Origin of the sequence: Nitratireductor luteus, from assembly GCF_026162365.1 — a bacterium.
GTDB lineage: Bacteria > Pseudomonadota > Alphaproteobacteria > Rhizobiales > Rhizobiaceae > Chelativorans > Chelativorans luteus.
This window is the reverse complement of the sequence record NZ_JAOANW010000005.1, coordinates 274,084-296,744: the sequence shown is the minus strand read 5'-3', so window position 1 is coordinate 296,744 and position 22,661 is coordinate 274,084. Positions and strand designations below refer to the sequence as shown.

The following is a 22,661-nucleotide window of genomic DNA, read 5'->3' as shown; positions in this document are numbered from 1 at the left end:
TTCCGATTTTCGGGCCGATGCTGTAGCTCTCAACGCAGCACCTCCGCCAGTATGTCGAAGACGAGCCTGATGCGCTTGCTGGTGTGGAGCTCGCGGTGGGTGGTGAGCCAGACCGGCACGGGAAACGGTTGAAAATCCGGCAGCACGCATTCCACGCCCGGCAGCATCCGGCTCATCTCGCGCGTCATGACGCCGACGCCGAGACCGTGCTTCACCAGCTCGCACATGGCGATGCCATTGTCGGTGACGACCTTGAACTGGCTGCGGTCGACCGGCAGGCCCATGCCGTTGAGGACGGAGCGAACCCGGTCCACGGGCGCGAAGCCGACAAAGGGGAACTCCCGCAAATCATCGACCGTGGACGGGCGGCCCAGCCGGTCCAGCAGGCTGGCGGCGGCATAAAGATGGGCGGTCGTCTCCCCCAACAGGCGCGCCACCAGGTCTCCCTCCTGCGGGCGGACATGGCGAATGGCGATGTCCGCCTCGCGCCTTCGCAAATCCTGAATCTGATTGGAGACCACCAGGTCGATCTCGATCCCGGGCGCCTCCTCGGCAATGCGCTTGATTGCCTCGGGCAGCCGAAAGGCCGACATGACATCCGTCGCGGTGATGCTCACGCGCCCGCTGACGGCCTGCGAACGGCCGGAGGCGGCAAGCGAGATCTGCAGCGCGGCATCGCCCATCGCGCGAAAATGGTCGAGCAGGTCCAGCCCCGGCTCGGTAAGCCGCAGGGTGCGGCCAACGCGCTGAAAGAGCAGGACGCCGAGACCGGATTCGAGCGCGGCCACCTGCCGGCTCAGCGTGGGCTGGGTGAGCCCCATGGCACGCGCCGCAGCCGAAAAGGAGCCCGCTTCCGCTGTCGCCAGAAAGGCGCGGGCCTGGTTCCAATCGAAGGAGATGTTCTGCCAGTTCATGCAAATTCGTATGAAGCTAATGCCGATTTCGGCAGTTTATAACGAAAGTTTGCATAGCTACAATCAGCGGACGAGCAATGTGGCAGCGGCCGATGGCCAGGGCGAGGCAATGATGACGAACACGGATGCGGCTTTCTGGGACCGGACCGCCAGGCGCTACGCCAAAAGGCCGGTCAAGGACCAGGCCGCCTACGAAACGACGCTCGAGCGGACCCGCTCCTACCTTTCCAGCGAGGACCGGGTCCTGGAACTGGGCTGCGGCACGGGGACGACGGCGCTGCTGCTTTCGAACGCGGCGCGCCGCATCACGGCCACCGACATTTCCGAGGCCATGCTGGCCATCGGCAGGGAGAAGGCCGCCCGGCAGAATGTGGGCAATGTGGATTTCGAACGGGCCACGCCCTTCGACGCGCCATTCGCAGAAGCGTCCTTCGACGCGGCGCTGGCTTTCAACCTGCTGCACCTGATCGGGGACGTACCGACGGCTGTGGAGCGGATCGGCAGGCTGGTGAGGCCGGGCGGCCATTTCATCTCCAAGACGCCCTGCTTCGCCGGGCAGGGCTTTGCGATCCGCGCGCTGATCGGCTTTCTCCAACGCATCGGGAAGGCACCCTATGTGAATTTTCTTTCCACGGAGGGGCTGGAGCGGACGATCGCTGCTGCAGGTTTCGAGATACTCGAGACGGGAGATTTTCCCCGCAGACCGCCGGCTCATTTCATCGTCGCCAGGAAAATTTGAAGGAGCCGCAAAGCACCGGCAACGCCCCGGCCTGCACGGCTGGTCTGCGAATGGAGGGCAATTGCCACGCCGGGAACAGCTGCAACTATGCGGCGCTCCTGACAGGACGCTGGCAGCAGGTACGGCTTAGAACGGGCTCAACGTCCTGAATCGGAGAGAAAATGAGCCAGTCTTCGCCGTCCACGCCCTTCACAGAAGTTCTTTCTTCGCCCTTCCAATCGATTGTCGAGCTTCGCCGCTATCGTTTGCATCCGGACCGGAGAGAAGATCTCATCGACCTCTTCGAGCGAGAGTTCATCGAAAGCCAGGAAACCTGTGGCATGTCCGTACTCGGCCAGTTCCGCGACCTCGACCGGCCGGACGATTTCGTATGGCTCAGAGGCTTTGCCGGCATGCAGCAGCGCGCCGAGGCGCTTGCCGCCTTCTACGACGGCCCCGTATGGAGCGCACACAAGGACGCTGCCAATGCGACGATGGAATGTTCCGACGACGTCCATCTGCTGCGTCCTTGCGGCCCCGGCTTCGATTTCGTCGGTGCCACCCGTCCGGGCCTTTCCGAGCAGGCGCCGCCGAACCTGCTTGCGATCACGATTATTTCCCTGAAGGAAACGAAAGTGAATGACTTTGCGGAACTGTTCGACAGCACCTACAACCCCTTGCTTGTCCAGGCCGGCGCAAGCCCTTTGGGCACCTTTGCCACGTTGGACATGCCAAACAACTATCCGCGCCTGCCCGTGCGGACCGACAGGGCGTTCATCTGGATAAACCGCTTTGAGAATGCCGAACGTCACGAAGCGTTTCGGAGCGCGTTGTCGCGTTCCGGCTTCTGGAGTCTTCTGGGTGCGTCCCGAGCAAAAGGCGCATCCGCCATCGAGGCCACAGAGCTTCGGCTGGAGCCTACAGCACGGTCGCTCCTGCGCTAGCGCCTATTCCCAACTGCAACCGCAAAGCCACGCACATGACAGACGGACCCGCCCACCCTGCACACCGAAACACGATCCATCACGGGCAGAACGAAACGTCCCGTGATGGCATCGCTACTATCTTGTGCGATAATCCTTTTCGTGCGATATGAGTCATGCGCTCGGGTGGTTGCAGACCCGGAGACTGGAAGCGTTTGATTTGACGACCCCTTTCCCCGACTTGTTAAGCTCTCGACGACGGCGAAGCTGCGCACGTTGTGCAGACGCCTGCTCTCCAACGGGAAAAGGAGTTTCCCATGGCCCAGACCGGCACCGTAAAATTCTTCAACGCCACCAAAGGCTTTGGCTTCATCACGCCTGACGACGGCGCGAAGGACGTCTTCGTCCACATTTCCGCAGTCGAGGGTTCGGGCATGCGCACGCTCGTCGACGGGCAGAAGGTTTCCTTCGACGTCGAACCCGACCGCATGGGCAAAGGCCCCAAGGCCGTGAATCTTTCCGCCGCCTAAACAAGGCAGCAATCGAATTTCAAAAGGCGCGGCAGGCAACTGCCGCGCCTTTTTCTTTGACACGCGACAACCGCTGATAGGTCACAAAACTTTCGCTTGCCCGTTTTCCGAAAATGAGGGAAGATTTCCGCCGTTCGGGTATTTGCCGGCCCGGAGACTGGAATAGCATGCCCGGTATACGACATATAAGGCAGCCGGATGTCGCGCGACCAAATCCGTCAGGGATCCCAGCGTGAAGCTGACTGTTTCTTCTCCCCCAGTAAACGACCGAGACAAGAAGAGCGTGGCCTCACCGCGCCAGGCTCGCAGCACTACAGATTGACGGGAGAAAAGGATCCTTCCCATGTCACAAACCGGTACCGTGAAATTCTTCAACCACGCCAAGGGCTTCGGCTTCATCACTCCGGATGACGGCGAGAAGGACGTGTTCGTCCACATCTCGGCCGTTCAGGCATCGGGGCTCACAGGACTCGAGGACGGTCAGAAAGTAGCTTTCGACACCGAGCCAGACAAACGCGGCAAGGGACCCAAAGCCGTCAACCTGCAACTCGGCTGATCCCGGTCCGACGCAATACCAGCACAGCAGAAGAATCTTTGAAACGCCGGCCTCGCGCCGGCGTTTCTGCTTTCGAGTTCCTATTTATGCCGCGTTTACCATTCAGCTACCGTTCAGCTAGGGGGCGCTAGGTTTCTCACAGCATCGCGCCGGCTGGAAGCGCGCGACAGGAGACAGACTGCCATGACATCCATCTTGAGGAACACCATCCTTGCCGCCGCCGTTGCGGCCACCGCCGTTTCGGCCATTCCCGCCCAGGCGGGTGACGGCTGGCACGGACATGATCGCCGTGTCTATGTCGAACGGGACCGGGGCTCCGACGCCCTCGCAGCCGGCATAGCCGGTCTTGCAGTGGGCGCCATCGTTGGCAGCGTCCTTGCGCAGCCGCCAAGGCGGGCGCAACCCGTCTATATCGATCCGCCCTACGACCCCTACCCCCGTCCGGTCTACCGGACTTACCGGGAGCCGGAATATCGCTATCGCAGCTATGAGTATTATCGTCCGGCCCCGGTCCGCCGGTCGGTGACCGTGTCGGCGGGGCTCGAACCCTGGAGCCGCGAATGGTACCGGGCCTGCAGCGCGAGATACCGGAGCTTCAACCCGAGCACCGGGACATTCACCACCTATGGCGGCGAACAGAGGTTCTGCCAGCCCTGATCGGGCCTACACCAGGAACGGATTGCTTCGGCGCTCGTCGCCGAAGCGGCCTCCCGGGCCGTGGCCGCAGAGAAAACCTACATCGTCGCCGAGCGGCAACAGCTTCTCCTTGATCGAGCGGATCAGCGCGGCATGGTCGCCGCCGGGCAGGTCTGTGCGGCCGACGGAGCCGCTGAACAGGACATCGCCCACATGGGCGAAGCCCGCGGCCGCATTGTAGAAGACCACATGGCCCGGCGCATGGCCGGGACAATGGAAGACCTCGAAGACGTGCCCGGCGAAGGAGACGGTCTCGCCCTCCTCAAGATAGCGGTCCGGTGTAACGTTGCGCACGGGCTCGGTCAGGCCGAACATCCTTGCCTGCGTTGCCAGGTTCGACAACAGTTCCCGGTCGGCCTCGTGCGGGCCGATCAGGTCTACCCCCAATGCCTCCTTCAAATCCATCGCGCCGCCGGCATGGTCGATATGGCCATGCGTCAGCCAGATCGCCTCGATCATGACGCCCGTCTCGGCGATGGTCGCGCGGATGCGGTCGACCTCCCCGCCCGGATCCACCACAACACCGCGCATTTGCTCGGCGTCGAAAAGGATCGCGCAATTTTGCTGGAAAGGCGTGACGGTAACGATGGCGGCTTTGAGCATGGTCGGGGTCCGGTTTTAGGGCAGTAGGGAAGCAGGGGAATAGGGCAGCGAGGCAGCAGGGAAAGGCCGTTAAAGGACTGTCGCCCCTTGCCCTACTGCCCTATTCCCTCACTCCCCTCCTTCTTATAACAGAACGGGCGGCACTTGCCGCCCGTTCGCAACTCTTGGAAACTGGCTTCAGCTTTTCTTCATCGCGCCCATGACGGCGCCTACAATGGCGGTCAGGATACCGCCGCCGGCAACGCCGCCGACAGCATCGCCCAAAAGTCCGCCGAGCGCTCCCGCATCGCCTCCGAGGCTCGAAAGCAACGCGCCACCGCCGACGCCGCCGATGATGCCGCTCAGGATCTTCACGCCGTGACTCATGGCCGCCTGCTTGACGACCGTGCCGACGGCTTCGCCGCCGATGATGCCTGTCACCGCCTGAACGATAATTGGAAGAAGTGCTTCCATGTCTGCTCCCTCACGCAAACGCCGGCCTTGCTGACCGGCGTGTACATGAAACCGCGAATACAACCAAAGTCAAATAAGGCTGGCTTCATCGCGCTTAAGTTGCGCTGACGACAGCGGCGCTATTCGGCAGCCATGCGCTGACGGGGCCGCACTTCCTCGGCGTAGTCGTTCATCAAAAGCCGTGTGATTTCACCGACTTCGAACGAATAGCGACCGATCTCGGACACCGGGGTCACCTCGGCCGCCGTACCACACAGGAAGCACTGCTCGAAGCCTTCCAGCTCATCGGGCATGATGACCCGCTCGACCACTTCGAGGCCGCGCCGGCGCGCCAGATCGATGACGGTGCGGCGGGTGATTCCATCCAGGAAGCAGTCCGGCACCGGCGTGTGCAGCACGCCATCCTTGACGAAGAAGATGTTGGCGCCGGTGGCTTCGGCGACCTGGCCACGCCAGTCGAGCATCATGGCATCCGTGTAGCCCTTGGCCTCCGCCGCATGCTTGGACAGCGTGCAGATCATGTAGAGGCCGGCCGCCTTCGACTTCGACGGGGCGGTGCGCGGATCGGGCCGGCAATATTCGGCGATGTCGAGCCGGATGCCCTTCAGGCGCTGCTCCGGATCGAAATAGCTCGGCCACTCCCAGATGGCGATGGCCAGGTTGATGCGGTTCTTCTGGGCCGAAACGCCCATCATCTCGCTGCCGCGCCAGGCGATGGGGCGCACATAGGCGTCCTCCAGACGCTGCTTGACCAGGAGTTCGTTGCAGGCCGCGTCGATTTCCTCAACCGAATAGGGAATGGTGAAGCCAAGGATGCGCGCGGATTCATGCAGCCGCTCCGTATGCTCCCTCAGCTTGAAGATCTGCCCGCCATAGGCGCGCTCGCCCTCGAACACGGCACTGGCATAGTGCAGACCATGGGTGAGCACATGGATCTTGGCGTCCGTCCACTTAACGAATTCGCCATTAAACCAGATATAACCATCCAGTTGGTCGAAAGGAACCGATGCCATCCTAGCCTCTCCCGCATGCGCCTTCTGCCTATTCAAAAGGAGCGCGAACTGAAAACAATATGCCGGAACACTACAATGTGAAGCAAATCAAGCTTGCAGGAAGTTCCGAAAAATCGACCTGTGGACGTCTTTTTGTTCGCCATTGGCCGAAAACCTTGTCAAAAATTATCAAGCGGCCCTAATTATGTCAATATGGCTGACATAATTTTGGTCAAGCAAACGAGGAACCGCCGATCCATGAAGCCGAGCGCGCCCAAAAGGGCTGATCCATCCGAGAGCGAAGACATCGATTTCACGCTGATCGAACTGCTGTTCTTTGCCTATCGGGACTTCATTTCGGACCCCGATGCGATACTTGACAGCTATGGCTTCGGCCGGGCGCACCACCGCGTGCTGCATTTCGTCAACCGCCGGCCCGGCCTGACCGTGGCCGAACTGCTGGACGTGCTGCGCATCACCAAGCAGAGTCTTGCCCGCGTGCTCAAGCAGCTTGTCGACACCGGCTACGTGGTGCAGGTGCAGGGGCCGCGCGACCGGCGCCAGCGCGAGCTTTATCCGACGAAGAAGGGACAGGCGCTGGCGATGGCGCTGGCGCTGCCACAGTCCCGCCGCATCCGTGCGGCAATTGAGGAAGCGGGGCTGGATGACCGCGCCGCACTCGAACGGTTCCTGCGGGCCATGGTGAACCCCGAACTGAGGGTTCAGGTGGATGAGCCCTCCAGTGGCGGCGTTCCTTCGGGCGAGGGAGATTCGGACAGATGACCGCAATACAGACCAGTGAAAACAGCGTAGCCGCACCGCCAGTCGCGCCGCCGGACGACGCACCGCATCTGCTGGTGGTGGACGACGATACGCGCATCCGCACGCTGCTCAACCGGTTCCTCCGCGAGCAGGGCTTCCGGGTGACGGTGGCAGGCAACGCCGCCGAGGCACGTCGCAAGCTCGACGGTCTCGACTTCGACCTGTTGATCCTCGACGTGATGATGCCGGGCGAGGACGGCGTTACGCTGACGCGCGGGCTGCGCGCGGAAAAGAGCGTACCTATCCTCATGCTGACTGCCCTGTCGGAGACCGACAGCCGCGTGACGGGATTGGAGGCCGGCGCCGACGATTATCTGCCCAAGCCTTTCGACCCGCGCGAACTCGTTCTGCGCGTCAACAACATCCTGCGCCGCGGCGGCCAGCAGATGCCGCCCAAGCTGGAGCAGATCGTATTCGGGCCCTATACGTTTCAGATCCCAAGGCGCGAACTGAAACGCGGCGGCCACGCCATCAGGCTGACCGACCGCGAGCGCGAGATCATGGTGATCTTCGCCGAACGCGCCGGCGAGACCATTCCCCGCCACGAACTGGTGGGCGAGGAGTCGGAAGTGGGCGAGCGCACCATCGACGTCCAGATCAACCGCCTGCGCCGAAAGATCGAACAGGATCCCTCCAACCCCATCTGGCTGCAGACCGTGCGCGGCATCGGCTACAAGCTGAGCGTGGAGCAATAGTCCTCCACCCTCGCGCGGGCGAGCGATTCCGGATTCCGCGACGATTGCTATAGTGTCATCCTTCAGTATGCGTTACAGCGCCTTGCGCCTTTTTGGCGTCGGTCGCGCGCGGATGCACGGAAGGAAGGAATGGCGAGATACGAACTGCCTTTTGCCCACGGCCATGGAGCAGTGGTGCGCGCGGCGCGGTTCTGGCGGGCCTTGAACCGGCCGTGGCGGCGGTTCTGGCGGGGGATCTCGCGGTTCCTGCCCAAGCGCCTTTATGCGCGCTCGCTCATCATCGTGATCGCGCCGATGATCCTGCTGCAATCGGTCATCGCCTTCGTCTTCATGGAACGGCACTGGCAGACGGTTACGCAGCGCCTGTCGCAGGCGGTCACCCGCGACATCGCCGCCGTGATCGATCTCATAGAGACCTATCCGACCGAAGAAGACTACGCCAACATCATCCGCATCGCGCAGGAGCGGCTGTCGCTGCGGGTCAGCATCGAACCGCCCGATCCCCTGCCTGCGCCGGGGCCGAAACCCTTCTTCTCCATTCTCGACCAGACGCTGAGCGAGGAGATCACCCACCAGATCAACCGGCCCTTCTGGCTGGATACGGTGGGCGATTCAAACGTCGTCGAAATCCGTATCCAACTTGCGGACAAGGTGCTGCGCGTCTTCGCGCGGCGCAGCCAGGCCTATGCGTCGAACACTCATATCTTCCTGTTGTGGATGGTGGGCACCTCGCTGGTGCTGCTGACGATCGCCGTCGCCTTCCTGCGCAACCAGATCAAGCCGATCCTGCAGCTTGCCGAAGCTGCCGAGAGTTTCGGCAAGGGACGCCCGACGCCCAGCGACTTCCGCCCGCGCGGCGCCGAGGAAGTGCGCCGGGCGGGCAGCGCCTTCCTGCAGATGCGCGAGCGCATCGAGCGCCAGATCGAGCAGCGCACGGCGATGCTGACCGGCGTCAGCCACGATCTGCGCACCATCCTCACCCGGTTCAAGCTGCAACTCGCCCTCGCTTCCACCAAGGCCGACATGAAGGCGCTCGACCAGGACATCGAGGACATGCGCTCGATGCTGGAGGGCTATCTGGCCTTCGCGCGCGGCGAAGCTTCCGAAGACCCCGGCACCTTCGACCTGCAGACCTGCTTCGAGAGGCTGGCGGAACAGGCGAAACTGCACGAATGCGCCTTCAAGACCAGGCTTAACGGCTCACCGGAAATCACGGTGCGCCCGAACGCCTTCGCCCGGCTCCTGAACAATGTCGTGGGCAACGCCTTTCGCTATGCATCGAGCGTGGAGGTGGATGCCAGGCACGGCACCGGCACGCTGCTGATCACTGTCGACGACGACGGCCCCGGCATACCGGAGGAGATGCGCGAGGACGTGTTCAAGCCGTTCGTAAGGCTCGACACGGCGCGCAACCAGGACGAAAGCGGCACCGGCCTCGGCCTCTCCATAGCCCGCGACATCGCCCGCAGCCACGGTGGCGACGTGATGCTGGAGGACAGCCCGCGGGGTGGCTTGAGGGTGGTGGTGCGCGTGCCGGCGTGATGGGTGGCAGGTCGTGAGGGAAAGCGGAGGTTCTGGACCATGCTGGAAGCAACCTGCCATTGCGGCTGGGGCCCGATCAGCTCTGAGTCGAGGGACGCGTCGGGCAGCTAGGATCTGTAGACATCGGTTTTCGGAAAAGATCACGCTCCAGCAAGGGGATAAATCACGATGACGATAAAGAAGCGTCGTCGTGATCCAAGCGGTTATTCCGCCCGTCGGAAATGCTTCGACTTGATCCCTGCTCCTTGACTGATTAGGGCGCTTGTCCTAATTTTGGCTGTAGGTCAACCGTCCTAATTTCATAAGTGATAATGCAGCCAAAGGAGCCGAGTTCCGTGAGCGCCGAGAAAACGCGAAGGCAGATTGTCGAAGCTGCCGACCATCTGTTCTATCGGCAAGGTTACGAGCATACCTCGTTTGCGGACGTCGCCGACGTCGTGCGGATTTCACGCGGGAATTTCTACTATCATTTCAAGACGAAGGACCAGATTCTCGACGCCGTTGTTGCCCTGCGCTTGGCCAACACCCAAGAGATGCTCGATCGATGGGAGGCTGAGGGGGGTAGCCCGGCCGAGCGCATTCGAAGCTTCATCCGCATCCTCATCGCGAACCGCGCGAAGATCATGGCCTATGGCTGCCCTGTTGGAACGCTTTGTGCCGAGTTGGCCAAGCTCGACCATGTGGCACAGGACGGCGCCACGACGATTTTCACGCTTTTCCGGGACTGGCTACGCCGTCAATTCGTGCTGCTCGGTCTGAAAGCCGAGGCCGATGCACTCGCCATGCACATCCTCGCCCGCAGCCAGGGTGTGGCCTCGCTGGCCAATGCCTTTCACGACGAAGCATTCATTCGTCAGGAGGTCGACCAGATGTATGCGTGGCTGGAGGCACAGGTTCAGAAGGCCGCGTCGCCGTAGGCCCGGATGTTGATTCAACAGTTTCAGAGGAGTTCATCTCATGTTTGTCATTCTGCTCAAATTTTCCGACAATAAGGCCCATGCTGCCCAATTTATGGAAGGGCACAAGGCATGGATCCAGCGCGGTGTCGAAGACGGCATCTTTCTCCTCGTCGGCAGCCTTCAGCCCAATGCGGGCGGCGTGATTCTGGCGCATGGCACGGCGCTTGCCGAGCTCGAGATGCGCGTTCGGGAAGACCCTTTCGTCGAGGAAAATGTGGTAAGCGCCGAAATTCTCGAAATCACACCCAACCGCACCGATGATCGGCTGAGCTTCCTTATGGGCTGAACACCTGCCTCTTCCCGCACAAAAGAGCCTTCAGATGAGCAAAACGATCCCCGGGCCCGATGGAAAACCGCGCTGTCGCTGGTGTGGCACCGCGCCCGAGTTTTTCGCCTACCACGACAACGAATGGGGCTTTCCGGTTGATGACGACCGCCGACTGTTCGAAAAACTCTGCCTGGAAAGCTTCCAGTCCGGGCTAAGCTGGCGCACCATCCTTGCCAAGCGAGAGAATTTTCGCGCAGCCTTCTGGCACTTCGACTTCGACAGGATCGCGCGTTTTGACGAAGCCGATGTCCAGCGTCTGCTTGGCGATAAGGGGATCGTGCGCCATCGCGGCAAGATCGAGGCGGTCATCAACAACGCCAAGCGGGCGCAATCGCTCGTCGCGGAGGAAGGTTCGCTGGCTGCCTATCTGTGGCGCTTTGAGCCGAGCCGCAAAGAACTGGCTGTGCCGCAAACGGCCTCGACTTCCATCGCCTCTATTGCATTGTCGAAGGACATGCGGAAGCGCGGCTGGAAGTTCGTCGGTCCCACAACGGTCTATGCCTTCATGCAGGCCATGGGCCTCATCAACGACCACGCTGAAGGCTGTTCAATCCGACCCGAGGTTGAACATGCGCGAGCGGCGTTTGCTCGGCCGAGTGCCTGAGGGGTCGCCTGTTCTCTTGGTTTGGCCCGGCAAGCGGGCCGCTTCTCCAGTCTATTTGGCGATCAGTGTTGCGAGCGTGTTGCCGATCTCTGCGATGGCGGCGTTGCGCGCGTCCATGGATGCTTGGGTCTGGGTGATGTAGACGGCGGCGACGACAGGCTTGCGTTGGGGCGGCCAGATCACGGCTACGATGCCGCGCGAGCCATAGCTGCCCGCTCCTGTTCTGTCGGCGATGCGCCAGGACCCCGGCAGGCCCGCGCGCAGCAGCGGCCCGCCCACCTTGTTGCCGACCAGCCAGCTTTCGAGCTGGCCGCGCGAGCCGGACGAAAGGGTTTCGGCAAGGACCAGCTTGCGGAGGCTCTCCACGATGGCGTTTGGCGTCGTTGTGTCGCGGGGATCGCCGGGTACGGCCTCGTTGAGTTCCGTTTCCCATCGGTCGAGGCGGGTTGCTTCGTCGCCGAGGAAACGCATGAAGCGGGTAAAGCCTTCCGGCCCGCCGATGCTGCCCAGCACCAGATTGGCGGCCGTGTTATCGCTCATGGCCGTGGCGGCCTCGCACAATTCACCGACAGTCATCCCCTCGCCGGCTATGCGCAGTTCCGTGACCGGCGAGTATGTGACGAGATCGCTCTTCTGGAAGACTATAGATCGGCTCAGATCTTCCTCGCCCCGGTCGACGCGCGCCAGAACCGCCGCACAGGCGAACGCCTTGAAGGTGCTGTTGAGGGGAAACCGCTCATCGGGGCGGTGGCTCCACTTCGTTCCCGTTTCCGTGTCCAGCACGACCGCGCCGAGCCGCGCGCCCAGCCGCGCCTCGATCTCCACGAGCTTGAAGGAAAGCGGATCGTCCATCCGGGTCTGCGCCTGGGCCTGAGTAAGATGAGTACTCGAAGCAATGCCGACCGCCATGAACGCGCCGGCCGCAAGCGCGAAACCGCGCCGTGAAATAATCATATGCATGAAAAAGCTCCAAAATCGTCAATAGATCGATAGACGAAGCCCCCGCCAACGCTGGGTAGACTCGATCTGTGACGAGTATGAGGCGTAACCGCTCCCCGGCGCCACGCCGTCACCCCGGAAGCCCACAAGGGCTATCCGGGGCCTATTGGAAGAGCCGCATGGGGCACGGCCCGGTCCTCGCCCGAGTGCACTTCAGCACCGGCAGCCCTTTCTGCGGAGACCGGCTGCGCCTCTCAATGGGTGCCGGCTCTCCCTACGGTCGGCCTGGATGACGAACCGCGGGATGTCTCCCGTTTTCCAAGACGTGTCGACCAGCTTCCTCGCGCTAATGCAGCCGGCTGCCGTCAGGCACGTTCTTGTCCGGCACCGCCAGCACGACGTCGCCGGACGCGTCGGCAAAGCCGAGCGTCAGCACTTCGGACATGAACCTGCCGATCTGGCGCGGCGGGAAGTTCACCACCGCCATCACCTGGCGGCCGACGAGTTCTTCCGGCCGATAGTGCACCGTGATCTGGGCCGAGGATTTCTTCACGCCGATTTCCGGGCCGAAGTCGATCTTGAGCTTGAGTGCGGGCTTGCGCGCCTCGGGAAAGGGCTCGGCCTCGACGACCGTGCCCGCTCTAATGTCGACCTTCAGGAAATCGTCGAAGCCGATGTCCGGCGCCTTTTCCGATGACATGGGTCCCCCGGGGCTTCCTCAGGCGGTGCCGTAGGTCTCGAACAGAACGGCGTTCAGCGCCTGCTGCGCGCTGGTGTTCGACCAGATGACGTATTGGAAGGCCTGATAGTAGCACTCGCAGGCTTCCAGTGCGCTGTTGAGCATGACCTCGACCTGCTGGCCGGTCGGCTCCACGCCGCCGGCAAGCACCAGTGACTGGCGGAACATGATGACGTCCTCGCGCTCCCACAGGTCAAAATGGCCGAACAGCATCTGCTCGTTGATCAGCGAGATGAGGCGCATGACCTCCAGAGCGCGCTTTTCCGGCACTTTCAGGTCGAAGGCGCAGGCGACATGCAGTGCTTCGAACTCCTCCATCCATGAAAAGGAGACGTGGTAGTCGGTCCACGTGCCGGCCACGGCAATGGCGATTTCATCCTCGCCGTTGCGCTCGAAGCTCCAATCGTTGGAATGGGCGACATGTTCGATGACATCGACCGGATGGGCCTCACGCGCCATGTCGAGTTCAAGAAGGCTCATAAATCTGCTTTCCCGTTTATCTAAGCGAGCGCCAAAGGGCCCCGCGATGTGGCACATGCGGTTCAAGGCATACGCAACCAAAATTCCGACACACTGAGCGGAGCGACAATGAACGCAAGAACAAGGCAACGAGCCCACCCCAGCCCGGCTGCCGACCCTGTTCCGAATCATGCAGCAAATTCAGTGTATTGATGCGCTGACGCGAGACCAGCCCTTTTTTGGCGGGAAAGCTTCCTGCATGTGGATAGTCGATTTTGTGGAAGATTCAGAGGAACGCCTAAGCGACTCTCCAAACTGCACTTTTTGCAGTTTCACACAGGGTTAAGAAAGTCTGAATTATTTTTTGGAAGAAGGCTTTGGGGAAACTTTTCCACCGCCCGCGGGAGCGTCGCCGGCAGCCAGCCTTGCCTCGAGCGCTTCGATTCGAGCGGTGAGCGCGGCATTTTCCTCGCGCGCCTTGATCGCCATATCGCGCACGGCCTCGAATTCCTCGCGCTGGACGATATCCATGGAGTTGAGCACGCGCTCGGCCTGCGACCTGAACGCCGTCTCGACCTCGCGCCGCACGCCCTGGGCGGCGCCCGCCGCATCGGTCATGAGCTTTGCGAACTCGTCGAGGATGCGGTTCGGTCCATTTGTCATCTTGCTTCCTCACCGATTGTCAGGGCCGGGGACGGCCGGTTGGATTGAAAATGAGGTAGGACTCCGGCGGGCTGAATGCAAGCGTTTTGGCATTGTCGACGGGCGGGCAAAGCCTGCCCTCTTTGCTCTGGAACAGGCACGGCAAAGCAGTGCCGGCGGGCTTGACCGTGACATATTGCTCGCGCATAGCCTGCCGCGTGCCGAAAACGAGGAGGCCCAGAGCCTTATGAGCGACTATCTTCTTCTTCCCGTGGCCGCTCTGCCTTTTCCGCAGATCGACCCCGTGATCTTCCAGATAGGTCCGCTTGCCGTGCACTGGTATGGGCTCGGCTATGTCGTCGGCATCCTGTTTGCCTGGTGGTACGCAAAGCGCCTCGTCGCGAACAACCGGCTGTGGGCCCATGAGACCCCGCCGATGAGGCCGGAAGATCTCGATGATTTCGTCGTGTGGGCAGCGCTCGGCGTCGTGCTCGGCGGCAGGCTCGGCTATGTCCTGTTTTACGACCTGGCGCGCTATATCCAGAACCCGCTCGACATCTTCGCCGTATGGCAGGGCGGCATGTCGTTCCATGGCGGCATGCTGGGCACGATCGTCGCGATGGTCGTCTTCGCCCGCACCCGAGACATCAACCCGTGGAGCATGCTCGACACGATCGCGGCGGCAGCTCCGGTCGGGCTCGGGCTCGTCCGCGTCGCCAATTTCATCAATTCGGAATTGTGGGGGCGGCCGACAGATGTGCCCTGGGGCTTCGTCTTTCCCGATGGCGGACCGCTGCCGCGCCATCCGAGTCAGCTCTACGAGGCGGCGCTGGAAGGGCTCATCCTGTTCCTCGTGCTGCGTCTCCTCAGCCATCAGGCGCTGAAGCTGAAGAGGCCCCGCTTCGTCGGCGGCGCATTCATCTGCGGCTATGGCCTGTCGCGCATCTTCGTGGAATTCTTCCGCGAGCCCGACGCCCATATTGGATATCTTCTGGGCGGCTGGCTGACCATGGGCATGGTGCTTTCGCTGCCGATGGTGCTCATCGGGCTCTGGGCCATGGCCAGCGCGAGGGAGCCGGCCAAGCACGCGGCCGCGTGACGATACCGATATGAGGACCCCGCTCGAAAAGAAGATTGTCCGCCTGATCGAGGCGGCCGGCCCGATGAGCGTGGCCGACTACATGGCGAATTGCCTCTTTGATCCCGAGCACGGCTACTACACGACGCGGGAGCCATTCGGCACCGAGGGCGATTTCACCACCGCTCCCGAAATAAGCCAGATGTTCGGTGAGCTCGTCGCCGTCTGGCTCTACGGCGCCTGGAAGGCGGCGGGAGCGCCGCAACGCCCGGTGCTGGCCGAGATCGGTCCAGGCCGGGGAACGCTGATGACGGACATGATCCGCACCCTCGTCCGGCTCGACGCGGACTTTGCCGCGGACGCCCGGTTGGCCTTGGTCGAGGCCAGCCCGCGCCTGACGGAGGTGCAGCGCAGGACGCTGGAGGACGCCCCGGCGGCGGTCGAATGGTTCTCCCGCATCGAGGACCTTCCGCCGGGGCCGCTCTTCATCGTGGGGAACGAGCTGTTCGATGCCATGCCGATCCGCCAGGCGGTCAAGACGGAGGAGGGCTGGCGCGAGCGGGTGATCGGGCTCGACAAGACAGGAGCGCTGCGCTTCATGGCGGGCGCGGGCGCCATCGATGCGGCCCTGCTGCCCCCCGATGCCGGACAGGCGCCTGCCGGCGCGATCGCGGAACTGGCGCCCGCCAGGAGCGCGCTCATGGACACGATCTGCGAGCGCATCCGCCGCGCCGGCGGGGCCGGGCTTTTCATAGACTATGGCTATCTCCAACCATCGCTCGGCGACACGCTGCAGGCCGTCCGGCGGCATGAATATGCGCCGGTGCTGGAAGCGGCTGGGGAAGCCGACCTGACCGCCCATGTCGATTTCGCCGCCCTTGCGGCGGTGGCGCGCGGGCACGGGCTGCGCGCGCCGACCCTCACGCAAGGAGAATTCCTGCTGGGCCTCGGCCTGCTGGAACGCGCCGGCAGGCTGGGCGCCGGCCGCAGCGCCAGCGACCAGGAGGCGATCCGCGACGTGGTCGAAAGGCTGGCGGGGCCGGAAGGGATGGGGAGCCTCTTCAAGGCGATGGCCCTGTTGCCTTCCACAACTACCGCTCATCCCTTCCCGCCGTCGGATTGACTTGCGCCCCACCCTGCCCCACGATCCGGCCCGCATTGAGCATGGATGAAGGCGGCGGATGCTGAACGATACGAGGCCGGAGCCGATCCGGTCCCCACTTCTGGAGGAAGCGGCTTCGGAAGGCATAGCACACGGGTTCTTCACCCGCGCCGGCGGCGTCTCCGACGGCCTCTACCGGGGCCTCAATGTCGGGCTGGGCTCGGGCGATGCGCGCGCGGCGGTGGAGGAGAACAGGCGGCGCGTGGCGCGCGAGATGGGTGTGGCCGAGGATGCGCTTCTGACCCTTCACCAGTGCCACTCGGCAGACGCCGTCGAGGTGAAAGCCCCCTTCCCCGCTGTACGGCCCAAGGCCGACGCCATGGTGACGAACAAGCCCGGCCTGGCGCTTGGCGTGCTGGCGGCTGATTGCGGACCCGTGCTTTTCGCCGACCCCGAAGCACGCGTGATCGGCGCGGCCCATGCCGGCTGGCAGGGCGCCCTGTCGGGTATAATCGAGGCAACCATCGAGGCGATGGAAAGGCTTGGTGCGCGCCGGCAGGGGATCGCCGCCGCGCTTGGACCCTCGATAAGCCGGGACAATTACGAGGTCGGGCCCGAATTCGTGGCGCGCTTCGTTGAGGCCGATCCCTCGAACGAGGCCTATTTTCGCGCTTCGTCCACTAAAGGGTCAAGAGAGGGGCATGCGTTCTTCGATCTCAACCTTTATACAGTCGACCGGCTGACTCGCGCTGGCGTGAGGGCGCACATGCTGGGTCTGTGCACCTATGCCGACGAGGAACGCTTCTTTTCATATCGTCGCGCCACCCATCGCGGCGAAACCGATTATGGACGCCAGATTTCGGCGATTGTCCTGGAGAACGACTGATGGCGCTTCATTTCGACCGCGCGGAATTCGACGCAAGGCGTGACCGGCTGGTCATGGAGATGGCGGAGCGCAAGCTCGACGCCCTGCTCCTGTTCGCGCAGGAGAGCATGTACTGGCTGACCGGCTACGACACGTTCGGCTTCTGCTTCTTCCAGAGCCTGATCGTGAAGGCGGACGGCTCGATGGTGCTCCTGACGCGCTCGGCCGACCTGCGCCAGGCGCGGCACACATCCATCATCGAGAATATCGTGTTGTGGAGCGATCGGCACGGGGCGAATCCGGCGGTCGATCTGCGCAACCTCTTGAACGATCTGGACCTTTTGGGCGCCCGCATCGGCGTTGAATATGACACGCACGGCCTGACCGCCCGCAACGGCCGCCTGCTGGACGAGCAGTTGCAGACATTCGGCAAGATCGAGGACGCTTCCAACCTCGTCTCGGGGCTCAGGCTCTTGAAGAGCGAGGCCGAAATCACGAAGGTCAAGCGCGCGGCCAAGCTGGCCGACGAGGCGCTGGACGCGGCGCTGCCCCTGATCAAGCAGGGCGGCGACGAGGCGGCGATACTGGCCGCCATGCAGGGCGCGGTGCTGGCGGGCGGCGGCGACTATCCGGCCAACGAGTTCGTCATCGGCTCCGGCGACGATGCGCTTTTGTGCCGTTATAAAGCCGGCCGGCGCAAGCTGACCAAGAACGACCAGCTCACGCTCGAATGGGCGGGCGTCTACCACCGCTACCATGCAGCCATGATGCACACCGTGCTGACGGGCAAGGTTTCGAAGCGCCATCAGGAGCTGTTCAATGCGGGCCGCGAGGCCCTTCTGGCCTGCGAGAAGGCGATGGCGCCGGGCAACACGTTCGGCGACGTGTTCGATGCCCATGCCCGTGTCATGGAGGCCACCGGGCTGACCAAGCACCGGCTGAATGCCTGCGGCTATTCGCTAGGAGCGCGGTTCTCGCCATCGTGGATGGATCCGCCGATGTTCTATGCCGGCAACCCGGAGCCGATTGCGCCCGGCATGACACTCTTTGCACACATGATTATCATGGATTCCGAAACGAACAGCGCGATGTGCCTCGGCCGCACATATCTGACGACCGAGACCGAGCCCGATCCGCTGTCGCGGCACGGGCTGGAGCTGATCGTGAAGTAGTGAAGGGACTTGGTTGCCCTGCCCGACCGGGCGCGGCCAATGGGAGAGGGAAGGAATGAAACGCATCGCGGGTTTGATTGCGGTCTGCATCGTGTCAGCGATTGTTGCCGGCTGCACGGGCACGGACGCGCTCGATCCGTCTGTGCGGCCTCAAGCCGCGCTGCCCGGTGGCGGTCTCACGACGACGCAGGATTCCAATCAGGCGACCCTCGGTGCCACGACGCAAACGGCCCTTGTCCCTACGGGAGAGGAAAACGCCGTGGCCGCCGCCCCGGCTGCAATCAACACCACCGCCCGCGTGCAGTTCGCCCCCGTTATCGGTGCTACCGCCGAGGCGACACGGCCGCTGTCGAGCCAACTTTCAGCCCGCGCCAGCCAGCGCGGCATCGCCATTACGCAGTCCCGCGCAACCCATGTCGTGAAGGGCTATTTCTCGGCCATCGCCGACGGCAGCCAGACGACCGTCATCTATGTCTGGGACGTGCTGGACCCAACCGGCAATCGCCTGCACCGCATACAGGGCCAACAGCGGGCGCCGGGCAGCACCGGTGACGGCTGGTCGTCGGTCGACGGCGCTACGATGCAGGCAATCGCCAATCGGACGATCGACGAACTGGCGGCATGGCTTTCGCAGAACGGGTAGGGTGCACAGCAAGAGCGCCGGGTTTCCCCGATTTTCAACCCCTGGTAAGGCTTCCCTCCGAGCTGTCCTTGGGATAGCCGCGCTTTTTTGCTCCTGTGCGCTTGCATTAGCCGGCCACACCGCTAAAAGCCCGGTCAGTACTTGAAGCCGCTGGGCCGGGGACACTCCATGAAGCTCTTTTCGGGCAATTCAAACAGGGTGCTGGCGGAATCCGTCACCCGATATCTCAATCTTTCCCTTGGCAAGGCTATGGTCCGGCGGTTCGCCGATCAGGAAATCTTCGTCGAGATACAGGAAAATGTGCGCGGCGAGGACGTTTTCATCCTTCAGTCGACGTCCTATCCGGCGAACGACCATCTGATGGAACTCCTGATCATGATCGACGCCTTCCGCCGCTCGTCGGCGCGGCGCATCACGGCTGTCCTTCCCTATTTCGGCTACGCAAGGCAGGATCGGCGCACCTCGGGCCGCACGCCGATTTCAGCCAAGCTGGTGGCCAATCTGATCACTCGCGCCGGCGCGGACCGCGTATTGACGCTGGACCTGCATGCCGGGCAGATCCAGGGCTTCTTCGACATTCCGACCGACAATCTCTTTGCGGTGCCCGTCATGGCCCGCGACGTAAAGGCGCACTACAACCTGTCCAACGTCATGGTGGTTTCTCCCGACGTGGGCGGTGTGGTGCGGGCCCGCTCTCTCGCCAAACGCATCGACGCGCCGCTGGCCATCGTCGACAAGCGCCGCGACCGACCGGGCGAATCCGAGGTCATGAACGTGATCGGCGACGTACGCGGCAAGGATTGCCTGCTGATCGACGATATTGTCGATAGCGGCGGCACGCTATGCAATGCAGCCGAAGCGCTGCTCAAGGGCGGCGCGACCAGCGTGACCGCCTATATTACCCATGGCGTCCTTTCCGGCGGAGCAGTGGCACGCATTGCCGGCTCGAAGCTCAAGGAACTGGTCATTACCGATTCCATCCAGCCGACTTCGGCGGTCGAAGCCGGCCGCAATGTGCGGGTGATCACCATCGCCGACCTTATCGGCGAGGCCATATCGAGGACGGCGACCGAAGAATCGGTATCGAGCCTGTTCGACTGATTTGCCGTCTCCGCTTCACGGCCCAGTCGCCACGATGGCGGCACAATTCTTCTTCACTGGACACGGATAGTCGGCCGCACGGCCGTCCATACCATTTCATGACGAAGAGATTTCCATGTTGCGCCTGCTTATCCTGATGGCGGCTGTTACAGCCGCAGCCCCGGCCCATGCCGCAGATGCGGATCCGGAATACAACCGCGCCTGGCGGCAGAAGAAGTGCTCGCTCTATGAGGGCTTTCAGCAGGAGGCGGCGGCCCGGTTCGGCGGCGCGGGCCTTGGAACGGCTTTCCTGGAAGCGCAGGAAGCCTTCATACGATCGGGCTGCACGAAGCGGGTGAAAGTCTGCCCGGCATCGCCGCAGGAGCTGGATTTCGCCAATATCGTTTCTCTGCAAATGATATATGCCGGCGCGACGGGCTCCTTCCTGCCCTTCGAATGCCGCAAGGAATAGGGCCTGCGGACACCGCCTCCGCCCGGAATTGCATGAGATCAAATGCCTTCGCAATTCCGGACAGAGAACCAGCTTCCACTTTCCTGGAATTGCTACAGCATCGGCCCGAAAATCGAAATCGATTTTCGGAAAGCGCGATGCGTAGATTCAAAGTGTTAGAGCGTCCTTTAGGCGGCCGAGCGCTTTTCGACCGAGACCCAGCCGATCAGGCTCTCCAGGAAGCCCCGCAGAAAGGTCTCGGCTTCGGGATCGGTGACGTCGTCGTCGTCGTCGATCAGGCCCGGCTTCACGTGAAGATAGACCTCCGGGCGCCCCATCAAAACGGTACCGAGACCCACCATGATGGAGCGCAGATGCATCTGCGCGGCGGCAGTGCCGATCACGCCGGGGCTGGCGCCCACGATGGCGGCGGGCTTGTCGACCCAGGAATTCTTGCCATAGGGCCGTGAAGCCCAGTCAATCGCGTTCTTGAGCAGCGGCGGAACGGAGCGGTTGTACTCCGGCGTGACCAGAAGCACACCGTCGGCCGCCTCGATACGGTCCTTCATGCTCCGGGCCGCCTCGGGAAACGGGTCCATGTGATCGTCGTTGTACATAGGCAGCGCCGACAGATCGACATAGTCGAAGGCAAGCCGTCCGGCCGCCAGCTTTTCCAGGGCGCGAGCGAATTTGAGGTTGACGGACTCCTTGCGATTGGAGCCGACGAGCACAGCAATCTTCTTCATGTTGGTTCCTTTCCCTGCCGGGCTCAATTTCCCGGTGGTATCCATTGGTAACCACGCCTATATCTTTCCGTTGTGCGGTGCGAACAAGAAGGCACTTTTATGAAACCACGTCGCGGACACATATCGGACAGCTGCCGGCCGATCAGCGAGGTGCTCTCGCTCATCGGCGATAAATGGACGGCCCTCATCATCGCTCGCCTGACGGAAGGCCCGCTCCGCTTCAATGAATTGAAGCGCCGTGTGCATGGCATATCCCAGAAGGTGCTGACGTCCTCGCTGCGCGCGCTGGAGCGCGACGGCTTCATCGAACGGACGGAGTATCCGACCGTCCCGCCCTGCGTGGACTACCGCCTCACCCTGTTCGGCCGCGACCTGGCCGAACCTGTGATGGCGCTGACGCGCTTCGCGCTCGAAAACCGCGACCGTATGGACGAGGCCCGGGCCGTCTATGACGAACGGTACGAGGTGCCGCCGCCCAGTGCGCCGCCGAAACGCAAGCCGCAACCCTTGCGGCTCAACTGACCGAAGGCAGGCCGGCCGCGGCCTTGCGTGCCGCCCGCTCATCGGCTATAGACCCGCCGTCCGCGTAGACACCCTTGGAGGCAACGCGGATGGAAGTCCCATTCCCGAATGATCGATGGTAGCCGCCGCTGGCGGCGCATCGTTGGCTGGCCGGGATGGCTTTCACGCTTTCGCGGACGGCCTGGCCGTTTTCGTTGGCGCTCCGACAACAAGAAAGGAAAGCCTGATGAGCCATCAGACCTATGAACTGAAGGCCGAGGCGCGCGAACGGGTCGGTAAGGGGTCCGCCCGGGCAATTCGGCGCAACGGTATGGTTCCCGCCGTCATTTACGGCGAAAAAGAAGCTCCCCTGACGATCGCCCTTCCCTACAAGGAAGTGACGCTGAAGATCCACGGCGGCGGCTTCATGACGACGATCGCCACCATCGATGTCGACGGCAAGAAGATCCAGGTCCTGCCGAAGGATTACCAGCTCGATCCGGTGCGTGACTTCACGATGCATGTCGACTTTCTGCGCATCGGCAAGAACACCATCGTGACCGTGAACGTGCCGGTGCACTTCATCAACGAGGAAGCCAGCCCCGGCCTCAAGCGCGGCGGCGTGCTGAACATCGTCCGTCACGAGGTCGAGTTCGTCTGCCCCGCCACGTCCATTCCCGAGTTCATCGAGGTTGACCTGACCGGCCTGGACCTCGGCGATTCCGTGCACATTTCGGCGATCAAGCTGCCGGAAGGCGTGGAGCCGACCATCAGCGACCGCGACTTCACCATCGCCACCGTGGCTGCTCCCGCCGGACTGAAGTCCGAGGGCGCCGAGGAGGAAGAAGGCGAAGCGGAAGAAGCCGAGGAAGAGGAAGGCGGGGAGGAATAGTCCTCCACCCCCGGAGG

28 protein-coding genes and 1 pseudogene are annotated in these 22,661 nt (G+C 62.7%); 20 read left to right on the top strand and 9 right to left on the bottom strand.

Features of this window, described 5'->3' with window-relative positions:
- Positions 1-29: 29 nt before the first annotated feature.
- Positions 30-914, bottom strand: a complete 885-nt coding sequence (locus tag N1058_RS08410) for a LysR family transcriptional regulator (protein ID WP_265517051.1) — start codon at positions 912-914, stop codon at positions 30-32.
- 79 nt (positions 915-993) lie between these two features.
- Between N1058_RS08410 and N1058_RS08405 the strand changes: the two genes are divergently transcribed.
- The 5 genes from N1058_RS08405 (at position 994) to N1058_RS08385 (ending at position 4,298) form a co-directional block, all read left to right on the top strand.
- Positions 994-1,653 carry a class I SAM-dependent methyltransferase gene (locus N1058_RS08405; protein ID WP_265517050.1) on the top strand — a complete coding sequence of 220 codons (660 nt, stop codon included), beginning with the start codon at positions 994-996 and terminating at the stop codon, positions 1,651-1,653.
- A 161-nt stretch (positions 1,654-1,814) separates the two neighbouring features.
- The gene (locus N1058_RS08400) at positions 1,815-2,576 is read left to right on the top strand and encodes an NIPSNAP family protein (protein ID WP_265517049.1); all 762 of its coding nucleotides are present in this window, start codon (positions 1,815-1,817) and stop codon (positions 2,574-2,576) included.
- A gap of 296 nt (positions 2,577-2,872) precedes the next feature.
- Entirely contained in the window at positions 2,873-3,085 is a 213-nt protein-coding gene (locus tag N1058_RS08395) for a cold-shock protein (protein ID WP_265517048.1), read from the top strand.
- A 343-nt stretch (positions 3,086-3,428) separates the two neighbouring features.
- A complete protein-coding gene (locus tag N1058_RS08390) occupies positions 3,429-3,641 on the top strand; it encodes a cold-shock protein (RefSeq protein WP_265517047.1) in 213 nt (70 codons plus the stop codon).
- Between the two features lie 183 nt (positions 3,642-3,824).
- Positions 3,825-4,298 carry a BA14K family protein gene (locus N1058_RS08385; protein WP_265517046.1) on the top strand — a complete coding sequence of 158 codons (474 nt, stop codon included), beginning with the start codon at positions 3,825-3,827 and terminating at the stop codon, positions 4,296-4,298.
- 6 nt (positions 4,299-4,304) lie between these two features.
- Here the strand turns inward: N1058_RS08385 and N1058_RS08380 are convergent, their stop codons facing one another.
- The 3 genes from N1058_RS08380 to N1058_RS08370 all read right to left on the bottom strand — a co-directional run bounded on the left by N1058_RS08380 (position 4,305) and on the right by N1058_RS08370 (position 6,406).
- Positions 4,305-4,940, bottom strand: a complete 636-nt coding sequence (locus N1058_RS08380; RefSeq protein ID WP_265517045.1) for an MBL fold metallo-hydrolase — start codon at positions 4,938-4,940, stop codon at positions 4,305-4,307.
- Between the two features lie 177 nt (positions 4,941-5,117).
- Positions 5,118-5,393, bottom strand: a complete 276-nt coding sequence (locus tag N1058_RS08375) for a hypothetical protein (protein ID WP_265517044.1) — start codon at positions 5,391-5,393, stop codon at positions 5,118-5,120.
- A 119-nt stretch (positions 5,394-5,512) separates the two neighbouring features.
- Positions 5,513-6,406 carry a branched-chain amino acid aminotransferase gene (locus tag N1058_RS08370; RefSeq protein WP_265517043.1) on the bottom strand — a complete coding sequence of 298 codons (894 nt, stop codon included), beginning with the start codon at positions 6,404-6,406 and terminating at the stop codon, positions 5,513-5,515.
- 237 nt (positions 6,407-6,643) lie between these two features.
- Between N1058_RS08370 and N1058_RS08365 the strand changes: the two genes are divergently transcribed.
- From N1058_RS08365 to N1058_RS08340, 6 genes are all read left to right on the top strand, one after another.
- Entirely contained in the window at positions 6,644-7,168 is a 525-nt protein-coding gene (locus tag N1058_RS08365; protein ID WP_265517042.1) for a MarR family winged helix-turn-helix transcriptional regulator, read from the top strand.
- On the top strand, positions 7,165-7,902 hold the full coding sequence (locus N1058_RS08360) for a response regulator (RefSeq protein WP_265517041.1): 738 nt from the start codon (positions 7,165-7,167) through the stop codon (positions 7,900-7,902). The genes N1058_RS08365 and N1058_RS08360 overlap by 4 nt, the downstream gene beginning before the upstream one ends.
- Before the next feature lie 129 nt (positions 7,903-8,031).
- The gene (locus tag N1058_RS08355) at positions 8,032-9,444 is read left to right on the top strand and encodes an ATP-binding protein (protein ID WP_265517040.1); all 1,413 of its coding nucleotides are present in this window, start codon (positions 8,032-8,034) and stop codon (positions 9,442-9,444) included.
- 335 nt (positions 9,445-9,779) lie between these two features.
- Entirely contained in the window at positions 9,780-10,361 is a 582-nt protein-coding gene (locus N1058_RS08350) for a TetR/AcrR family transcriptional regulator (protein WP_265517039.1), read from the top strand.
- A 40-nt stretch (positions 10,362-10,401) separates the two neighbouring features.
- Positions 10,402-10,689: a YciI family protein gene (locus N1058_RS08345; RefSeq protein WP_265517038.1), complete on the top strand. Its 288-nt coding sequence runs from the start codon at positions 10,402-10,404 to the stop codon at positions 10,687-10,689.
- Between the two features lie 34 nt (positions 10,690-10,723).
- The gene (locus tag N1058_RS08340) at positions 10,724-11,335 is read left to right on the top strand and encodes a DNA-3-methyladenine glycosylase I (protein ID WP_265517037.1); all 612 of its coding nucleotides are present in this window, start codon (positions 10,724-10,726) and stop codon (positions 11,333-11,335) included.
- A gap of 51 nt (positions 11,336-11,386) precedes the next feature.
- Here the strand turns inward: N1058_RS08340 and bla are convergent.
- The 4 genes and pseudogenes from bla to N1058_RS08320 form a co-directional block, all read right to left on the bottom strand.
- Positions 11,387-12,261: pseudogene (bla, locus tag N1058_RS08335) on the bottom strand (class A beta-lactamase).
- A gap of 359 nt (positions 12,262-12,620) precedes the next feature.
- Entirely contained in the window at positions 12,621-12,974 is a 354-nt protein-coding gene (locus N1058_RS08330; RefSeq protein ID WP_265517036.1) for a tRNA-binding protein, read from the bottom strand.
- Between the two features lie 18 nt (positions 12,975-12,992).
- Complete coding sequence (locus N1058_RS08325) at positions 12,993-13,493, bottom strand: type III secretion system chaperone family protein (RefSeq protein ID WP_265517035.1); 501 nt, start codon at positions 13,491-13,493, stop codon at positions 12,993-12,995.
- 336 nt (positions 13,494-13,829) lie between these two features.
- Positions 13,830-14,135 carry an accessory factor UbiK family protein gene (locus tag N1058_RS08320; protein ID WP_265517034.1) on the bottom strand — a complete coding sequence of 102 codons (306 nt, stop codon included), beginning with the start codon at positions 14,133-14,135 and terminating at the stop codon, positions 13,830-13,832.
- 226 nt (positions 14,136-14,361) lie between these two features.
- Here N1058_RS08320 and lgt point away from each other — a divergent pair, with 226 nt between their 5' ends.
- The 7 genes from lgt (at position 14,362) to N1058_RS08285 (ending at position 20,526) form a co-directional block, all read left to right on the top strand.
- A complete protein-coding gene (lgt, locus tag N1058_RS08315) occupies positions 14,362-15,213 on the top strand; it encodes a prolipoprotein diacylglyceryl transferase (RefSeq protein WP_265517033.1) in 852 nt (283 codons plus the stop codon).
- A 10-nt stretch (positions 15,214-15,223) separates the two neighbouring features.
- Positions 15,224-16,315, top strand: a complete 1,092-nt coding sequence (locus N1058_RS08310) for a class I SAM-dependent methyltransferase (protein ID WP_265517032.1) — start codon at positions 15,224-15,226, stop codon at positions 16,313-16,315.
- A gap of 58 nt (positions 16,316-16,373) precedes the next feature.
- The gene (gene pgeF / locus N1058_RS08305; protein ID WP_265517031.1) at positions 16,374-17,180 is read left to right on the top strand and encodes a peptidoglycan editing factor PgeF; all 807 of its coding nucleotides are present in this window, start codon (positions 16,374-16,376) and stop codon (positions 17,178-17,180) included.
- A complete protein-coding gene (locus N1058_RS08300) occupies positions 17,180-18,331 on the top strand; it encodes a M24 family metallopeptidase (RefSeq protein WP_265517030.1) in 1,152 nt (383 codons plus the stop codon). Before pgeF ends, N1058_RS08300 begins: the two co-directional genes overlap by 1 nt.
- 55 nt (positions 18,332-18,386) lie before the next feature.
- A complete protein-coding gene (locus tag N1058_RS08295; RefSeq protein ID WP_265517029.1) occupies positions 18,387-18,974 on the top strand; it encodes a hypothetical protein in 588 nt (195 codons plus the stop codon).
- Between the two features lie 168 nt (positions 18,975-19,142).
- Entirely contained in the window at positions 19,143-20,075 is a 933-nt protein-coding gene (locus N1058_RS08290; protein WP_265517028.1) for a ribose-phosphate pyrophosphokinase, read from the top strand.
- A 115-nt stretch (positions 20,076-20,190) separates the two neighbouring features.
- Entirely contained in the window at positions 20,191-20,526 is a 336-nt protein-coding gene (locus N1058_RS08285; protein ID WP_265517027.1) for a hypothetical protein, read from the top strand.
- Between the two features lie 167 nt (positions 20,527-20,693).
- On the opposite strand, the gene N1058_RS08280 is transcribed toward N1058_RS08285, so the two are convergent.
- The gene (locus tag N1058_RS08280; RefSeq protein WP_265517026.1) at positions 20,694-21,251 is read right to left on the bottom strand and encodes an NADPH-dependent FMN reductase; all 558 of its coding nucleotides are present in this window, start codon (positions 21,249-21,251) and stop codon (positions 20,694-20,696) included.
- A gap of 99 nt (positions 21,252-21,350) precedes the next feature.
- On the opposite strand from N1058_RS08280, the gene N1058_RS08275 reads away from it, so the two are divergent.
- Together N1058_RS08275 and N1058_RS08270 are read left to right on the top strand one after the other, a co-directional pair.
- Complete coding sequence (locus N1058_RS08275) at positions 21,351-21,773, top strand: winged helix-turn-helix transcriptional regulator (protein ID WP_265517025.1); 423 nt, start codon at positions 21,351-21,353, stop codon at positions 21,771-21,773.
- Between the two features lie 226 nt (positions 21,774-21,999).
- Positions 22,000-22,644: a 50S ribosomal protein L25/general stress protein Ctc gene (locus tag N1058_RS08270; RefSeq protein ID WP_265517024.1), complete on the top strand. Its 645-nt coding sequence runs from the start codon at positions 22,000-22,002 to the stop codon at positions 22,642-22,644.
- Positions 22,645-22,661 lie beyond the last annotated feature (17 nt).

Bases quoted from the DNA above. Each gene is read 5' to 3' on its own strand.
- N1058_RS08410 (WP_265517051.1), bottom strand. From the start codon at position 914: ATGAACTGGCAGAACATCTCCTTCGATTGGAACCAGGCCCGCGCCTTT.
- N1058_RS08400 (WP_265517049.1), top strand. From the start codon at position 1,815: ATGAGCCAGTCTTCGCCGTCCACGCCCTTCACAGAAGTTCTTTCTTCG.
- N1058_RS08395 (WP_265517048.1), top strand. From the start codon at position 2,873: ATGGCCCAGACCGGCACCGTAAAATTCTTCAACGCCACCAAAGGCTTT.
- N1058_RS08390 (WP_265517047.1), top strand. From the start codon at position 3,429: ATGTCACAAACCGGTACCGTGAAATTCTTCAACCACGCCAAGGGCTTC.
- N1058_RS08385 (WP_265517046.1), top strand. From the start codon at position 3,825: ATGACATCCATCTTGAGGAACACCATCCTTGCCGCCGCCGTTGCGGCC.
- N1058_RS08380 (WP_265517045.1), bottom strand. From the start codon at position 4,940: ATGCTCAAAGCCGCCATCGTTACCGTCACGCCTTTCCAGCAAAATTGC.
- N1058_RS08375 (WP_265517044.1), bottom strand. From the start codon at position 5,393: ATGGAAGCACTTCTTCCAATTATCGTTCAGGCGGTGACAGGCATCATC.
- N1058_RS08370 (WP_265517043.1), bottom strand. From the start codon at position 6,406: ATGGCATCGGTTCCTTTCGACCAACTGGATGGTTATATCTGGTTTAAT.
- N1058_RS08365 (WP_265517042.1), top strand. From the start codon at position 6,644: ATGAAGCCGAGCGCGCCCAAAAGGGCTGATCCATCCGAGAGCGAAGAC.
- N1058_RS08360 (WP_265517041.1), top strand. From the start codon at position 7,165: ATGACCGCAATACAGACCAGTGAAAACAGCGTAGCCGCACCGCCAGTC.
- N1058_RS08355 (WP_265517040.1), top strand. From the start codon at position 8,032: ATGGCGAGATACGAACTGCCTTTTGCCCACGGCCATGGAGCAGTGGTG.
- N1058_RS08345 (WP_265517038.1), top strand. From the start codon at position 10,402: ATGTTTGTCATTCTGCTCAAATTTTCCGACAATAAGGCCCATGCTGCC.
- N1058_RS08340 (WP_265517037.1), top strand. From the start codon at position 10,724: ATGAGCAAAACGATCCCCGGGCCCGATGGAAAACCGCGCTGTCGCTGG.
- N1058_RS08330 (WP_265517036.1), bottom strand. From the start codon at position 12,974: ATGTCATCGGAAAAGGCGCCGGACATCGGCTTCGACGATTTCCTGAAG.
- N1058_RS08325 (WP_265517035.1), bottom strand. From the start codon at position 13,493: ATGAGCCTTCTTGAACTCGACATGGCGCGTGAGGCCCATCCGGTCGAT.
- N1058_RS08320 (WP_265517034.1), bottom strand. From the start codon at position 14,135: ATGACAAATGGACCGAACCGCATCCTCGACGAGTTCGCAAAGCTCATG.
- lgt (WP_265517033.1), top strand. From the start codon at position 14,362: ATGAGCGACTATCTTCTTCTTCCCGTGGCCGCTCTGCCTTTTCCGCAG.
- N1058_RS08310 (WP_265517032.1), top strand. From the start codon at position 15,224: ATGAGGACCCCGCTCGAAAAGAAGATTGTCCGCCTGATCGAGGCGGCC.
- pgeF (WP_265517031.1), top strand. From the start codon at position 16,374: ATGCTGAACGATACGAGGCCGGAGCCGATCCGGTCCCCACTTCTGGAG.
- N1058_RS08300 (WP_265517030.1), top strand. From the start codon at position 17,180: ATGGCGCTTCATTTCGACCGCGCGGAATTCGACGCAAGGCGTGACCGG.
- N1058_RS08295 (WP_265517029.1), top strand. From the start codon at position 18,387: ATGAAACGCATCGCGGGTTTGATTGCGGTCTGCATCGTGTCAGCGATT.
- N1058_RS08290 (WP_265517028.1), top strand. From the start codon at position 19,143: ATGAAGCTCTTTTCGGGCAATTCAAACAGGGTGCTGGCGGAATCCGTC.
- N1058_RS08285 (WP_265517027.1), top strand. From the start codon at position 20,191: ATGTTGCGCCTGCTTATCCTGATGGCGGCTGTTACAGCCGCAGCCCCG.
- N1058_RS08280 (WP_265517026.1), bottom strand. From the start codon at position 21,251: ATGAAGAAGATTGCTGTGCTCGTCGGCTCCAATCGCAAGGAGTCCGTC.
- N1058_RS08275 (WP_265517025.1), top strand. From the start codon at position 21,351: ATGAAACCACGTCGCGGACACATATCGGACAGCTGCCGGCCGATCAGC.
- N1058_RS08270 (WP_265517024.1), top strand. From the start codon at position 22,000: ATGAGCCATCAGACCTATGAACTGAAGGCCGAGGCGCGCGAACGGGTC.